The sequence below is a fragment of the Roseomonas sp. CAU 1739 genome, assembly GCF_039839775.1.
Taxonomy (GTDB): domain Bacteria; phylum Pseudomonadota; class Alphaproteobacteria; order Acetobacterales; family Acetobacteraceae; genus Neoroseomonas.
Genome location: NZ_JBDOQQ010000001.1, coordinates 395,885 through 409,778, shown reverse-complemented (window position 1 = coordinate 409,778; position 13,894 = coordinate 395,885). Strand labels below are relative to the sequence as shown.

Below are 13,894 nucleotides of genomic sequence, written 5' to 3'. Positions count from 1 at the left end.
CCCAAATCGGACAGCGCCAAGGAACACATTCGGGATCAACCGAAGGCCGGGATCGTCCAAACCCCCATGAACATGGGAAGGCGAGACTGGCCTGAAGACCCACTTGGCCGTTGCCGGCCCCCGCCGGCGATGCGCTCCCAGAAGGCCGTTGACGATCATGTCCAGCGTTCCGGTTGGTCCCCTCCCCCCGCAAGGCGCCGTGTCCGGCGCCATGGTCGGCTATCGCGCCGCCCGCTTCACGCCGCTGGCCAAGCGCGCGATGGATATCGCCATCGCCTCCGCCGCGCTGATCCTGGCCGCGCCCTTCTTCCTGGTCGTGTCGCTGATGGTGCGCGCCGATGGCGGGCCGGCCTTCTACGCGCATCCGCGCGTGGGTCGCGGCGGGCGCGTCTTCGGCTGCCTCAAATTCCGCTCCATGGTCGTGGACAGCCAGGCGCGCCTCGATGCGCTGCTGGCCGCCGACCCGGCCGCCCGCGCCGAATGGGATGCCACGCGCAAGCTGAAGAACGACCCGCGCATCACCCGGATCGGTCGTTTCCTGCGCGCCACCTCGCTCGATGAACTGCCGCAGCTCATCAACGTCCTGCGCGGCGAGATGGCGGTGGTCGGCCCCCGCCCGGTGACGCCCGCGGAACTCGACCGCTACTACGGCGTGTCCGCGGCGCATTACCTGACGGTCCGCCCGGGCATCACCGGCCTGTGGCAGGTGTCCGGCCGGTCCGAGACCTCCTACGACCAGCGCGTGGCGCTCGACGTCGCCTATGTGTCGCAGCCCTCGCTGCTCGCGGACCTGCGGATCCTGGTCAAGACCCCCGTGGCGGTGCTGTCACGCCGCGGCGCCCACTGAGCCGCGGGCGCACCAGGGAACCCATCCGATGACGGCGACGGCGTCCGAGGGCCCGGAAGACCGGGCCGGCGGGCGCCGGCTTGTTTCCGGGGTGTTGTGGAATGCGCTGGGGCGCGGCGTGCCCCTGGTCATCGCCCTGGCGATCACCCCGGTCCTGGTCCACCTGATGGGCACCGAACGGTGGGGGTTGTTCACCCTCGCGCTCGCCATGGTCGGCATCTTCGGGGTATTCGACCTCGGCCTCGGCATGGCGCTGACGCGGGCGGTGTCGGAGGCGATCGGCGAAGGGCGCGGGCATGACGCGCCGGCGCTGGTTGGCGCGACGATCTGGGCGCTGCTCGGCTTGTCGTCCGTGATGGCGGCCATCGCCTATGCCGTCATGCCGCTGCTGATCCACCATGTGCTGATCGTCCCCCCGGCGCTGGAAGCCGAGGCGCTGGCCGCCTTCCGCGTACTGGCGGTCGCCGCGCCGCTGGTGGTGCTGAATGCGGCGCTGTGGGGCGTGCTGGCGGCGTGGCAGCGGTTTCGCGCGGCCAACATCGTCAACATGCCGGTCAGCGTCTTCTACTACCTGGGGCCGGTGCTGGCGCTGCTGGCCTGGAACAGCCTTGTCGGCGTGATGTTGGCGCTGGTGCTGGTGCGGCTGGTCAGCGGCCTCGCCTATGCGGCGCTCGCCTGGCGGGATGTGCCGGGACTCGGCCTGTCCCGGCCGCGCTTTGCCCTGCTGCGCCCGCTGCTGCGCCAGGGCGGCTGGATGAGCCTGTCCGGCGCGCTGACCCAGATGCTTCTGTATGCGGACCGCTTCATCGTCGGCGCGGTGATCGGGCTGACGGCGGTGGCCTTCTATGCGACACCGCTCGACCTCGTCATGCGCATGTGGATCCTGCCCGTGGCGGTGGCGCAGGCGTTGCTGCCGGCCATCGCGTCGTCCTATCGCACTGCGCCCGATCGCACGGCGCTGCTGCTGCGCCGCGGCGCGCTGATCGTCGCGGGGCTGGTGCTGCCGGCCTGCCTGGTGCTGGTGGCGCTTGGCCCCTGGCTGCTGTGGCTGTGGCTCGGCAGCGCCTTCGCGGATGGCGGCGGGATGGTGATGCGCATCCTCGGCGTCGGGATCTTCTTCTCCTGCCTCGCCTTCGTGCCGGGGGTGCTGCTGGATGCAATCGGGCGACCCGAGGTGACCGCGACCTTCTCCCTGGTGCAGGCAGCGGTGTTCCTGCCGCTGGGTGCGGGGCTGCTGCTGCTCATCGGGATCGAGGGCGCGGCGATCGCCTGGGCGGCCCGCGCGGCGACGGATTGCGCCGGGCGGTTCCTGCTGGCGGCGCGGTACTACCCGCCGGCGGCCGAGGCCGGGCGCGCGCTGCTGCCGCTGCTGGCGGTGGCGGGGGGCGGGCTGGCGCTCGAAGTGCTGGTGCCGGGGTTCGTCGCGGCGGCGCTGGTCGGGGGGGTCACGCTGGCGGCGGTGCTGGTCCTGGCCTGGCGCATCGCGCCGCAGGATGACCGCGCGGCACTGCTGAAGCGGGTTGGGCTGGCATGAGCGGCATCGCGATCAATGGTCGCTACCTGACCCAGGGCATGACCGGCGTGCAGCGCTTCGCCACCGAGATCGTGGCCGCCGCCGACACGCTGGCCGTTGCGGGCGAATGGCCGGCCGCGCGGGTGCTGCACCCCGCCGGTGCGCGCGATGCCGGGCTGCGCGCCTTCCGCGCCGAGCCGGTCGGTTCGCGGTCCGGCCAGGCCTGGGAACAGATCGACTTGCCGCGTGCGCTGCGCGGCGACGTGCTGGTGAACCTCGGCAATACGGCACCGGTCTTCGCGGGGTCGCGGCAGGCCGTGGTGATCCACGATGCCGGGGCCTTCGACACGCCGGACTCGTATTCCCTCGCCTTTCGCACCTGGTACCGGCTGCTGCAGAAGCGGCTGGCGCGCGGCGGGGCGAAGATCCTGACCGTGTCGGAATTCTCACGCGGGCGGATCGCCGCGGCGCTCGGCATGGACGCCGCGGGGATCGGCGTGCTGCCCGAAGGCGGCGAGCATGTGCTGCGTATCCCGGCCGATGGCGCCGTGCTGGCGAAGCATGGGCTGGCGCCGGCGCGCTACGCGCTGGTGGTGGGCAATCCGGCGGCGCACAAGAATCTCTCGGCGCTGACGGCGGCGGCGGAAGTGCTCGGGCGGCACGGGCTGGTGCTCGCCGTGGCCGGTGCAGCCGACCCGGCTGTGTTCCGTGCCGGCGGCGGCGTCGCGGCGGATGCGGGGCGCGTGCTCGGCCGCGTGTCGGATGCCGAATTGCGCGCGCTGTATGAAAACGCGCTCTGCCTGGTCTTCCCGTCCCGCTATGAGGGCTTCGGCCTGCCGCCGCTGGAAGCCATGGTCTGCGGCTGCCCGGTCGTCGCCGCGCATGCGGGCGCGGTGCCGGAAGTCTGCGGCCCGGCCGCGCTGTGGTTCGACCCGGCGCAGCCCACGACGCTGGGCGAGGCGCTGACGCGCTTGATCGAGGAGGATGGCTTGCGCGACGGCATGCGTAGCGCGGGGTTGCTGCGGGCGCGCGACTTCACCTGGGACAGGGCTGCGCGCGCATTGCTCGCGCAGTTGCGGGGGTTCGGCGCATGAAGGTCGCCATCGTCCACGAATGGCTCGACACCTATGCGGGGTCCGAGCGTGTCGTCGAACAGTTGATCGCCGAATGGCCCGAGGCCGACCTGTTCGCGGTCTGCGACTTCATGGCGGAAGGCGAGCGTGGCTTCCTGCGTGGCAAGCCGGTAACCACCACCTTCATCCAGCGCCTGCCCTTCGCGCGGAAGCATTTCCGCAAGTATCTCGGCCTGATGCCACTGGCGATCGAGCAGTTGGACCTGTCGGGCTACGACCTGGTGCTGACGTCGTCGCACGCCGTGGCGAAGGGCGTGCTGACTGGCCCCGGGCAGTTGCATGTCTGCTACGTCCACAGCCCGATGCGCTACGCCTGGGATCTGCAGCACCAGTATCTGCGCGAAGCCGGGATGGAGACGGGGCTGAAGGGCGCTTATACCCGACGCCTGCTGCACCGGATGCGCATGTGGGACCGTTCCAGCGCGTTGAACCCGGATGTAGTGGTGGCGAACTCGACCTATATCGGCGAGCGCATCCGCAAGGCTTGGCGACGCGACAGCGTCGTCGTGCATCCGCCGGTCGATGTGGAACGCTTCACGCTGCGGGACGCCAAGGAAGACTTCTTCCTGACCGCATCGCGCATGGTGCCCTACAAGCGTATCGAGCTGATCGCCGAGGCGTTCCGCCGCATGCCGGGCCGCAGGCTGGTGGTGGTGGGCGATGGCCCGAACATGCCGCAGGTGCAGGCGGCGGCCGCCGGCGCGCCGAATGTCGAATTGCGCGGTCGCGTGGGCGGCGACGAACTGGTGCGCCTGACGCAATCCGCCCGCGCCTGCGTCTTCGCCGCCGAGGAGGATTTCGGCATCGCCACGGTCGAGGCGCAGGCCTGCGGCACGCCGGTCATCGCCTATGGCCGCGGCGGCGCGCGCGACATCGTGCTGCCCGGTGACACCGGCCTGTTCTTCGCGGAGCAATCCGCCGATTCCATCATCGCGGCGGTCGAAGCCTTCGACACGCTGGCGATCTCGCCCGCCGCCTGCCGCGCCAATGCCGAGCGCTTCAGCCACGCTGCCTTCCGCGCAGCGATGCGGCGCGTGGTGGAGGAGGCGCTGCGATGAGGTTCTCGCTGGTTGTCGCGACGCTGGGGCGCGATGCGGATGTCGCGGCGCTGCTCGACACCCTGCTGGCGCAGGGCCGGACCGATTTCGAGGTGATCATCGTCGATCAGAATGACGATGACCGGCTCGGCCCGATCGAGGCAGGCTATGCCGCGCGGTTGCCGCTGCGCCGGCTGCGCTCGTCGGTCCGCAGCGCCAATCATGCGCGCAACCTCGGCCTGCGCCATGCGCGCGGGGCGATCGTGACCTTCCCCGATGATGACTGCCTGTATCCGCCCGGCGTGCTGGACCGCGTCGATGCGGCCTTCGCTGCCGACGCGGCGCTGCATGTGCTGACCGGGCCGGCGGCATCGCCGGCGGGGGGGCTGGGGTCGGGGCGCTGGCGGACGGAAAGCGGGCCGATCGACCTGGCGAATGTCTGGACCAGCGTGATCGAGTTCAACATCTTCCTCCGCCGCGAGACGGCTCTGGCGCTCGGAGGCTTCGACGAGGGCATGGGTCCCGGCAGCCCCTTTGGTTCGGCCGAGGGCAACGATCTGGTCTGCCGCGCGATGGCGCGCGGGCTGTCCGCGCGATACAACGCGGCGCTGCGCATCATTCATCCCGACAAGCGGCTATCCGATGTCGCGGTGGAACGGGCGGAACGCTACGGCCGCGGCCTCGGCTTCGCGCTGCGGCGCAATGGCGCGCCGGTCTCGACGCAGTTCACCTTCCTGGTGCGGCCGCTCGGCGGCGTGGTGGCCAGCGTGCTGCGCGGACGGATGCACGATGCGGGATACTATTGGATGACCTTTCGCGGCCGGTTCGCCGGCATGCTCGCCCCCGAGGCCCGCCGCCCCGCCGCCGTCGCGCCGCTGACCGAGGCCGGCTGATGCGCATCGCCATCGGCATCGCCACGCGCGGACGTCCGGCGATCCTCGCCGGGGTGCTGGCGGATCTGCAACGCCAGACGCGGGCGCCCGACCGCGTCATCGTCTGCCATGTCACGCCCGATGACGTCACCGGCTGCACCGGCGCCGAATTCATCACCGCCGCCGCCGGCTTGCCGAAGCAGCGCAACGCCATCCTGGATGCCGCGACGGATTGCGAGGTGGTGCTGTTCCTCGACGATGACTTTCTCTGCGCGCCGGAGTTCCTCGCGGTGACGGAGGCCGCCTTCGCGGCGCATCCCGACATGGTGGTCGCCACCGGCACCGTCGTCGCGGATGGCGCCAATGGGCCGGGCTATTCACTGGAGGAAGGTGCCGCGCTGCTCGCCGCCGATGTGCCGCCGGTCGATGCGAACGCCGCGGCGCCGCATTTCAACGGCTATGGCTGCAATATGGCGTTCCGCATGGCGACGGTGCGCGCGCACGGCATCCGCGTCGATGAACGCCTGCCGCTCTATGCCTGGTACGAGGATATCGACGTGACGCGCCGATTGGGCGAGCACGGCACCATCCTGCGCCTGGCCGGCGCGCGCGGCGTGCATCTGGGGTCGAAATCCGGGCGGGTGAAGCAGAAGCGGCTGGGCTACTCGCAGGTCGTCAACCCGGTCTACCTGGCACGCAAGGGATCGTTTCCCTGGAGCCATGCGATCCCGAGCGCGGCACGGCATTGCCTGGCCAACCTCGTGCGGTCGCTGAAGCCTGAACCCTGGGCGGATCGCTGGGGCCGTTTCCAGGGCAACATGATGGGGTTGTGGGACCTGCTGCGCGGGCGCGCGGCACCGGAACGCATCCTCGACCTGTAGCCGCCCGACCGCACGGTCGGGACGCCCCCCTTTCCCCGGGCGCGCAACCGGGCGAACATGCTTCCATCCAAGCAGGAGGAAGCGACAGCATGACGCTCGAACCAGGCCGTCCACGGCCGGAACCCACGCCCGAGACCAAGCATTTCTGGGACGGCGCGAAGGACGGCAAGCTGCTGCTGCAGCGCTGCGGCGATACCGGCAAGGCCTATTTCCCGCCGCGCCCCTTCAGCCCCTATACTGGCACGCGCAATGTCGAGGTCTTCGAAGCCTCGGGCCGCGGCACGCTGCATTCCTACGTCATCCATCACCGCCCGGTGCCGGGCTTCAAGCCGCCCTACGCCATCGCGGTGGTCGAGCTGGAAGAAGGCCCGCGCATGATGACCAACATCATCGACTGCCCGCAGACGCCCGAGGCGCTGGTGCTCGACATGCCGCTCGAGGTCGCCTTCGTGCCGATGGATGACAGCATCTCCCTGCCCCTGTTCCGCCCGGCAAAGGGAGCCTGAGACCATGACGATCAAGCCAGGCGAGATCGCCATCGTCGGCGCGGCCGAGACCACGAAGCTCGGCGCCATTCCCGACATGGCGCAGATCATGCTGCACGCCGATGCCGCGCTGAACGCGATGGCCGATGCGGGGCTGAAGCCGTCCGACATCGACGGCGTGGCCTGCGTGGGGCAGATGATGCCGCAGCAGGTCGCGCATTACCTCGGCATCACGCCGAAATGGGTCGATGGCACGGGTGTCGGCGGCTGTTCCTTCATGCTGCATGTGCGCCATGCGGCCGCGGCCATCCATGCGGGCTACGCCAAGACCATCCTGATTACCCATGGGGAAAGCGGCAAGTCGCGCATCAACCCCATCCCGCGCCCGCCCGAGCCGCAATCGCTGAATGGCCAGTTCGAGGCCCCCTTCGGCCCGATGGGCCCGCCGACGCTGTTTCCCATCCCCGTGCTGCGCTATATGAAGAAGTTCGGTGTCACGCACGAACAGATGGCGATGGTCGCTGTGGTGCAGCGCGAATGGGCGGCGAAGAACCCGCGCGCGGCCTTCAAGGACCCGATCACCGTCGCCGATGTGCTGAACAGCAAGATGATCGCCTACCCGTTCCGGCTGCTGCAATGCTGCCTGGTGACGGATGGCGGCGGCGCGCTGATCCTCACCTCCGCCGAGCGGGCGAAGGATTTCCCGACCAAGCCTTGCTACATCCTCGGCAGCGGTGAATCGGTCGAGACCACGATGGTCAGCCAGATGGAGGATTTCACCTCCAGCCGCGCCTTCCGCGTGGCGGGGCCGGAAGCCTTCCGTTCCGCGGGCATCAAGCACAGCGACGTCGATCACCTGATGATCTACGACGCCTTCGCGCATCTGCCGATGTACGGGCTGGAAGACCTCGGCTTCGTCAAGCGCGGCGAAGCGAAGGACTTCATCTGGGAAGGCAATACCCGCCCGGGTGCGAAACTGCCGCTGAACACCAATGGCGGCGGCCTGTCCTACACCCACACCGGCATGTACGGCATGTTCGCCCTGCAGGAGAGTGTGCGCCAGGTGCGCGGCACCGCCCCCGCGCAGGTGCCGGGCGTGAAGACCAGCGTGGCGCATGGCGTGGGCGGGATGTTCTCCGCCTCCGGCACCGTCATCCTGTCCAACCAGCAGCCCTGATCGGCGACTTCGGCCTCGCGGCAACGACCGCGGGGCCGACACCAAGAAACGTACGGGAGGAAAATCCATGATTGTCACGACGACCCGTCGTGCCTTGCTCGCCGCCGGCGGCACGCTGCTCGCCGCGCCCGCCGTGGCGCAGGCCGGCTTTCCGGGCCGCCCCATCCGCCTGATCGTGCCGTGGCCGCCGGGCGGGTCCACCGACGGGCAGTTGCGCTCGATCGCCGATATCGCGCAGCGTCAACTCGGCCAGCCCGTCATCATCGAGAACCGCAGCGGCGTGTCCGGCACGCTCGGCGCGCAGATGATGGCCGCCGAAGCGCGTGGCGACGGCTATCTGATCGGGCAATTGCCAGTCACCGCCTTCCGTCTGCCGCTGATGTCCACCCGCCCGGGTTGGGATCCGCTTAAGGACTTCACCTATGTCATCCACCTGACCGGATATCTGTTCGGCGTGGTGGTGAAGGCGGACAGCCCCTGGCAGACTTGGCAGGAGTTCATGGCCCATGCCAAGGCGAACCCCGGCAAGGTCGCCTATGGTTCGCCGGGTGTCGGCAGCACGCTGCACATCACCATGGAACGCATCGCGGCCGAGAACGGCATTGATTGGCTGCATGTGCCCTTCCGCGGAGGGGCGGACAACATCCAGGCGGTGCTGTCCGGCCAGACCCAGGCGAATGCGGATTCCACCGGCTGGGCGCCGCTCGTCGAGGCCGGGCAACTGCGCCTGCTGGTGACCTGGGGCGAAAACCGCGCGGCGCGCTTCCCGAATGTGCCGACGCTGCGCGAGGTCGGCATCAACATCGTCTCGGCCTCGCCCTATGGCCTCGCCGGCCCGAAGGGCATGGACCCCGGCGTGGTGCGGGTGCTGCACGATGCGTTCAAGACGGCGCTGTACGACCCCGCCCATGCCGAGGTGCTGGCGCGCTACGACATGCCCGTCATCTACAAGAATTCGGCCGACTACACGGCCGCGGTCAGCCAGACGATGGAGGAGGAAGGGGCGATGATCCGCCGGCTGGGGCTGCGCATCAACTGAACGCGGCGCGTGCCGCCGGACCGCGGGTTTGCGCATCCGCGCGACGATGATGGACGAAGAGCATCGGCGTCAGGATAGCCCGGGGATGACGAAGAACCGGAGAGGGCTTTGCCCCCTCCGCGTGAGGCAGTGCCTCACGCCCCCACCAAAGGCTTAAGGCCTTTGGAAACCTCGACTTCGCACTTCGCGGATCGCTCGCGGCAATGACGCAGACCGCGCTGTGCACCGGCATGATTCCGGGTATTGATCCTGACCGTCATGCCCTGTGCCAAGTGAAGGTTTCCAAAGGCCTTAAGCCTTTGGTGGGGTGGTCTGGAGGGGTGAAACCCCTCCATTCTTCAACCCGTTCCAGTGCCCAAACCCGAATCACGAGGTCGGTAGATCGACCTTCCCCGTATGCAGTTCCAGGCGCGAGAATTCCGGCGCCTCCTGCCCCGCATCGCGGAAGGCCTGCTTCAGCGCGGCGATGTTCGGCGCCAGGATCGTCTCGCGGTTTTCGCTGACCCAGTCGCGCGACTGCTGCGGCATGGCCAGGGACTTCTGGAAGCGCGGCATCACCCAGCGCGCGAACAGTTCGAAGGACCGCCAGGTCGCTTCCCGATCCGCCCATTCATGGGCGCGGAACAGGATGCCGCCGGTGCCGCCATCGGTGAAGGACAGCAGGCGCTCGATGCCGGCGGCGATGGTGTCGGGCGAACCCACCAGCGTCGAGCCCTGCGCCAGGCCATCGCGCAGCGGATCCTCGGAGCGCATCGGCGGGCGCCCCAGCGTCTCGGAGAAATAGGTGAGCGTCTCCAGCGTCTCGCCGTGACGCACCTCGTGCAGGGCGCGCTCGTCATCCTCGGCGCAATGCATGTTCACCACCAGTCGCCAGTTGCGGCGATCCATGGTCTTGCCGTGTTTGGCGGCCTCGCCCTCGGCCATGCGCCACTGCTCGGCGAGCATCTTCGGGCCGCCATGCAGCCCCGCGCCGAGCGAGAGCAGGCCCACGCCATGCTTGCCCGCCGCCAGCGCGCCGGACGGCGTGGTGGATGAAGCGACGGTGACCGGAAAGCGCGGCTCGGAATACGGCGCCATGTGCAGCCGCGCCTCGCGCAACGTGAACCAGTCGGTCTGCATGGTGACCGGTTCCTCGCAGGCCAGCAGCTGCATAATCGCGGTCAGCGATTCATCCATCCGCCGCCGCTGATGCGCGGGGTCGATGCCCATCATGAATGCATCGGAGACCAGCGCGCCCGGCCCGCAGCCAAGGATGACGCGCCCCTTGGTCATGTGGTCGAGCTGCACCATGCGCTGCGCGACCAGGAACGGATGGTGATACGGCAGGCTGGTGACGCCGGTCGCGAGCGTGATGTGCCGGGTCTTCTCGGCCAGCGCGCCGATCATGATCTCGGGGGAAGCGATCAATTCCCAGCCGGCGGAATGATGCTCGCCGATCCAGGCCTCGTCATAGCCGAGGGAGTCCAGCCACTGGATCAGTGCCATGTCGCGATCCATCGCGAGCGTCGGATTGTCGCCCACCCGATGGAAGGGGGCGAGGAAGATGCCGAACCGCAGGCGTCGCGGAGCCATGGAGTGATCCTTCTGCTGGGGCGCGCGGCGCCGTTACATCGACGGCGGGTCGCCGGCGAGGAAATCCTCGCCGTCATAGTCGGCCTCGATCGGAATGCGGAGCCAGCGGCCTTCCGGCGTGTCGCGCTGGATCGGCTGCACGGTCACCACCGGCTTCGCGCGGGCAGCGGCGAAGGCCTCGGCGACGGAAGTGCTGCGCGCCAGCTTGGTCAGGTTCATCCGTGTCGGGAACACCAGCTTCTTCGTCCCTGCCACGCCTTCGGCGAGTGCATCGACGGGACGGATCCAGACGCTGTCCACCGCCTCATGCCCATCATGCAGCGCGTCCTGGTCAGCCGGCGCGGCGGCGAGGAAGAAATGCGTGTCGAAGCGCTTCGGCACTGGGACCGGCGTGATCCAATGCGCGAAATGCGCGAGGCAGGCGCAATCGGGCACCAGCCCGCGTTCGGCAAGCATCGCGGCGAAGTCGCCTTCGGCCGGCGGCGGCGTGCCGGGGGCGGCAAGCAGGATGCCGCATTCCTCCCAGGTCTCGCGGATGGCCGCGACCCGGAAGGCGGCCTGGGCATCGCCGCCGGCGAGCACGGCATCGGATGCCTCCACCCGCCCGCCGGGAAACACCAGCGCGCCAGAGGCGAAGTCGATCTGGTGATGCCGCACCACCATGAACACTTCGAGCCCGCCGGGCCCGTCGCGCAGCAACAGGACGGTGGAGGCAGGCCGGGCGGGGACTGGATCGGGCATCCCCCATTGCAGCGCGCCAGCGCCGCCGGGGCAAGTCGCGTTGACGTCACGGCGGCAGCACAGCAGGCTTGCGCCGACGGCAGGGGAGAGAACGGATGGCGCAGATCGCGCGCTGGGCACGGGCATTCCCCGATAAGGTCGCGGCCCATTTCCCAGACCGCGGCACCAGCCTGACCTATGGCGCGCTCGACGCGCGGGCCAACAGCATCGCTCAATGGCTGATCGACCTGGGGCTGCAGCCGGGCGACGGGATCGCCATGCTGATGGATAACCGGCCGGAATTCATCGAACTGGTCTACGCCTGCCGACGGGCCGGGCTGTACTACACGCCACTGTCGGTGCATCTGCGCCCGCAGGAAGTCGCCTACATGATGACCGATGCGGCGGCGAAGGTGATCATCGTCTCGCCGGGATTGGCGGAGCTTGCAACGGCGCTGCTTCACGAAGGCGTGGTCGGTGCGGTGCCGCGCTTCGCCGTGGGCGAGGGCCTCGCCGGCTATGATAGCTTCGAGGATGCGCTCGCCGGCACCCCCGCGCCGACCGAATTGCCGCAGCGGCCGGTCGGGCGGGAATTCCTCTATTCCTCCGGCACCACCGGCCTGCCCAAGGGCATCAAGCGTCCCATGGTGTCCTGGGAGAACCGCGACGCGCCCGACTGGGACATGACCTGGAAGTCGCTGTACGGCTTCGATACGGACACGGTCTACCTGTCGCCGGCGCCGCTGTATCACGCCGCACCGCATGGCTATGCGATCCGCCGCACCATCGGCGAAGGCGGCACGGCGGTGGTGATGGCAAAGTTCGATCCGCTGCGGGCGCTGGAGTTGATCGAACGCTACCACATCACCCATAGCCAATGGGTGCCGACGATGTTCGTGCGGCTGCTCGCCTTGCCGGAGGAGCAGCGCCGCCGCTTCGACCTGTCATCCCATCGCTGCGCCATCCATGCGGCGGCCCCCTGCCCCATCGCGGTCAAGCAGCGGATGATGGAGTGGTGGGGGCCGATCCTGTGGGAATACTACGCGGGGTCTGAAGGCGTCGGCACCACGGTTGCCGCCCCGCAGGACTGGATGGCGCGGCCGGGCACGGTGGGGCGGCCGGTTAACGGCGTGACGCTGCACATCTGCGACGATGACGGCCGCGAATTGCCGGTCGGCGAGGTCGGCCGCATCTGCTTCGAGGGCGCGCCGCGCTTCGCCTATCACAACGCGCCGGACAAGACGGAAGCCGCCTACAACGCACGCGGCTGGGCGAGCCTCGGCGACCTGGGCCGCGTCGATGAAGATGGCTGGCTGTTCCTGTCGGACCGGCGCGCCGACCTGATCCTGTCGGGCGGAGTGAACCTGTATCCGGCCGAGATCGAGGCGGTGCTGGTGCGTCATCCCGCGGTCGCCGAGGTCGCCGTCGTGGGCATACCCAACGAGGATTTCGGCGAGCAGGTCCATGCCGTCATCGTCCCGCGCGATCCGCGCGCGGATGAGGTCGCGCTGCGAGCGGAACTGGACGCGCTGTGCCGCGACCATCTCGCTGGCCCGAAGCGGCCGCGATCCTGGGAATTCGTCGAGGAACTCCCGCGCAGCGAAGCCGGCAAGCTGCTGCGCAGGATCCTCAAGGAACGCTACCTCACCCCGTCCTGAGCCCAAGCCGTTCCACACGCTGGCGCTCCATCTCATAGACTTCGAGCATGTTGCGCCCGTAATCCTCGCTGTTCAGGTACTCGACCGGCTGGTCGAGCCGGCGCATCACCGCGAGATGCGACGGATCGTAGAGAGCCGTCTTGAAGCCGTCATGCAACGCTGCGCGGATCGCCGGGTCGAGGCCCGGCGGAGCGGCGAGGCCATAAGGCGAGGTCACCACCATGTCGGTGTAGCCGAGTTCGATCAGCGTCGGCACGGTCGGCCAGCGCGGGGAGCGTTCGCGCACCCAGACATTCAGCATGCGCAGCCGCCCCTCATCGACAAGCTGGCCGATGCCGGAACCGGCTGCCTGCGCCTCGATATGCCCACCCATGAGCTGGGGTGCGGCCTCGGACTCACCGCGGAAGGGAACGTGGATCACCTCGATGTTCTCGCGCGCGGCGAGGTCGACCATGGTCAAATGAGGCGTACCGTTGGCGCCGGTATTGCCGATGCGGATCTGGCCAGGGCGGCGGCGCGCATCGGCCACCAGATCCTGCCACGTCATGTAGGGACCGGTGGCCGAGACCAGCACGCCGAACAGGTAGCCGGTTAGGTGGATGATCGGCGTGAAGTCCTTCGTCACGTCATAGGGCATGCGCTGCATATGCGGCAGTCGCAGCACCGGCAGCGTGATCTGGGCCACGAGGTAGCCATCGGGCCGCGCGCGGGCGACCGCCGCCGCGCCGAGCGTGCTGCCTGCGCCGGGACGGTTTTCCACCAGCACGGTCTGGCCGAAATGCCGCGTCGCCGCCTCGGCCAGGGCGCGCATCTGCACATCCGTTGCACCGCCTGGCGTGAAGGGCACCAGGATGGTGATGGGCCGGCTGGGGAAGCGGTCCTGTGCAGCGGCGCCGCGCACGAAGGGTGTGGCCAGCGCGGCGCCGATGGCCGTGCGACGGGTGATCAATGCCATTCTTG

General features: G+C 69.1%; 13 protein-coding genes. 10 read left to right on the top strand and 3 right to left on the bottom strand.

What is annotated here, in order from left to right; genetic code table 11:
* The first annotated feature begins 199 nt into the window (after window positions 1-199).
* The 9 genes from AAFN86_RS01890 to AAFN86_RS01850 all read left to right on the top strand — a co-directional run bounded on the left by AAFN86_RS01890 (window position 200) and on the right by AAFN86_RS01850 (window position 8,984).
* Window positions 200-847, top strand: a complete 648-nt coding sequence (locus tag AAFN86_RS01890) for a sugar transferase (RefSeq protein ID WP_347541508.1) — start codon at window positions 200-202, stop codon at window positions 845-847.
* Between the two features lie 28 nt (window positions 848-875).
* The gene (locus AAFN86_RS01885) at window positions 876-2,381 is read left to right on the top strand and encodes a flippase (RefSeq protein ID WP_347541507.1); all 1,506 of its coding nucleotides are present in this window, start codon (window positions 876-878) and stop codon (window positions 2,379-2,381) included.
* Window positions 2,378-3,454 (top strand): glycosyltransferase family 1 protein, encoded by a 1,077-nt coding sequence (locus tag AAFN86_RS01880; RefSeq protein WP_347541506.1) that lies wholly within the window; start codon window positions 2,378-2,380, stop codon window positions 3,452-3,454. The genes AAFN86_RS01885 and AAFN86_RS01880 overlap by 4 nt, the downstream gene beginning before the upstream one ends.
* Entirely contained in the window at window positions 3,451-4,551 is a 1,101-nt protein-coding gene (locus tag AAFN86_RS01875; protein ID WP_347541505.1) for a glycosyltransferase, read from the top strand. Before AAFN86_RS01880 ends, AAFN86_RS01875 begins: the two co-directional genes overlap by 4 nt.
* Window positions 4,548-5,423, top strand: coding sequence for a glycosyltransferase family A protein (locus tag AAFN86_RS01870; RefSeq protein WP_347541504.1), 876 nt, complete (start codon window positions 4,548-4,550; stop codon window positions 5,421-5,423). The genes AAFN86_RS01875 and AAFN86_RS01870 overlap by 4 nt, the downstream gene beginning before the upstream one ends.
* Window positions 5,423-6,283, top strand: coding sequence for a glycosyltransferase family 2 protein (locus tag AAFN86_RS01865; protein ID WP_347541503.1), 861 nt, complete (start codon window positions 5,423-5,425; stop codon window positions 6,281-6,283). The genes AAFN86_RS01870 and AAFN86_RS01865 overlap by 1 nt, the downstream gene beginning before the upstream one ends.
* Window positions 6,284-6,372: 89 nt before the next feature.
* A complete protein-coding gene (locus AAFN86_RS01860) occupies window positions 6,373-6,789 on the top strand; it encodes a Zn-ribbon domain-containing OB-fold protein (RefSeq protein ID WP_347541502.1) in 417 nt (138 codons plus the stop codon).
* A 4-nt stretch (window positions 6,790-6,793) separates the two neighbouring features.
* The gene (locus AAFN86_RS01855) at window positions 6,794-7,945 is read left to right on the top strand and encodes a thiolase C-terminal domain-containing protein (RefSeq protein ID WP_347541501.1); all 1,152 of its coding nucleotides are present in this window, start codon (window positions 6,794-6,796) and stop codon (window positions 7,943-7,945) included.
* Between the two features lie 67 nt (window positions 7,946-8,012).
* Window positions 8,013-8,984: a tripartite tricarboxylate transporter substrate binding protein gene (locus AAFN86_RS01850; RefSeq protein ID WP_347541500.1), complete on the top strand. Its 972-nt coding sequence runs from the start codon at window positions 8,013-8,015 to the stop codon at window positions 8,982-8,984.
* 366 nt (window positions 8,985-9,350) lie between these two features.
* Here AAFN86_RS01850 and AAFN86_RS01845 read toward each other — a convergent pair whose 3' ends face one another.
* Window positions 9,351-10,556, bottom strand: coding sequence for an LLM class flavin-dependent oxidoreductase (locus AAFN86_RS01845; protein WP_347541499.1), 1,206 nt, complete (start codon window positions 10,554-10,556; stop codon window positions 9,351-9,353).
* A gap of 33 nt (window positions 10,557-10,589) precedes the next feature.
* Window positions 10,590-11,297, bottom strand: coding sequence for an NUDIX domain-containing protein (locus AAFN86_RS01840; protein ID WP_347541498.1), 708 nt, complete (start codon window positions 11,295-11,297; stop codon window positions 10,590-10,592).
* A gap of 95 nt (window positions 11,298-11,392) precedes the next feature.
* On the opposite strand from AAFN86_RS01840, the gene AAFN86_RS01835 reads away from it, so the two are divergent.
* Window positions 11,393-12,934 (top strand): AMP-binding protein, encoded by a 1,542-nt coding sequence (locus AAFN86_RS01835; protein WP_347541497.1) that lies wholly within the window; start codon window positions 11,393-11,395, stop codon window positions 12,932-12,934.
* On the opposite strand, the gene AAFN86_RS01830 is transcribed toward AAFN86_RS01835, so the two are convergent.
* The gene (locus tag AAFN86_RS01830; protein ID WP_347541496.1) at window positions 12,921-13,889 is read right to left on the bottom strand and encodes a tripartite tricarboxylate transporter substrate binding protein; all 969 of its coding nucleotides are present in this window, start codon (window positions 13,887-13,889) and stop codon (window positions 12,921-12,923) included. The genes AAFN86_RS01835 and AAFN86_RS01830 overlap by 14 nt on opposite strands.
* Window positions 13,890-13,894: the final 5 nt, after the last annotated feature.

What these genes read in the sequence shown, in the direction of transcription:
- AAFN86_RS01885 (WP_347541507.1), top strand. Translation starts at nt 876, where the DNA reads ATGACGGCGACGGCGTCCGAGGGCCCGGAAGACCGGGCCGGCGGGCGC.
- AAFN86_RS01880 (WP_347541506.1), top strand. Translation starts at nt 2,378, where the DNA reads ATGAGCGGCATCGCGATCAATGGTCGCTACCTGACCCAGGGCATGACC.
- AAFN86_RS01875 (WP_347541505.1), top strand. Translation starts at nt 3,451, where the DNA reads ATGAAGGTCGCCATCGTCCACGAATGGCTCGACACCTATGCGGGGTCC.
- AAFN86_RS01870 (WP_347541504.1), top strand. Translation starts at nt 4,548, where the DNA reads ATGAGGTTCTCGCTGGTTGTCGCGACGCTGGGGCGCGATGCGGATGTC.
- AAFN86_RS01865 (WP_347541503.1), top strand. Translation starts at nt 5,423, where the DNA reads ATGCGCATCGCCATCGGCATCGCCACGCGCGGACGTCCGGCGATCCTC.
- AAFN86_RS01860 (WP_347541502.1), top strand. Translation starts at nt 6,373, where the DNA reads ATGACGCTCGAACCAGGCCGTCCACGGCCGGAACCCACGCCCGAGACC.
- AAFN86_RS01855 (WP_347541501.1), top strand. Translation starts at nt 6,794, where the DNA reads ATGACGATCAAGCCAGGCGAGATCGCCATCGTCGGCGCGGCCGAGACC.
- AAFN86_RS01850 (WP_347541500.1), top strand. Translation starts at nt 8,013, where the DNA reads ATGATTGTCACGACGACCCGTCGTGCCTTGCTCGCCGCCGGCGGCACG.
- AAFN86_RS01845 (WP_347541499.1), bottom strand. Translation starts at nt 10,556, where the DNA reads ATGGCTCCGCGACGCCTGCGGTTCGGCATCTTCCTCGCCCCCTTCCAT.
- AAFN86_RS01840 (WP_347541498.1), bottom strand. Translation starts at nt 11,297, where the DNA reads ATGCCCGATCCAGTCCCCGCCCGGCCTGCCTCCACCGTCCTGTTGCTG.
- AAFN86_RS01835 (WP_347541497.1), top strand. Translation starts at nt 11,393, where the DNA reads ATGGCGCAGATCGCGCGCTGGGCACGGGCATTCCCCGATAAGGTCGCG.
- AAFN86_RS01830 (WP_347541496.1), bottom strand. Translation starts at nt 13,889, where the DNA reads ATGGCATTGATCACCCGTCGCACGGCCATCGGCGCCGCGCTGGCCACA.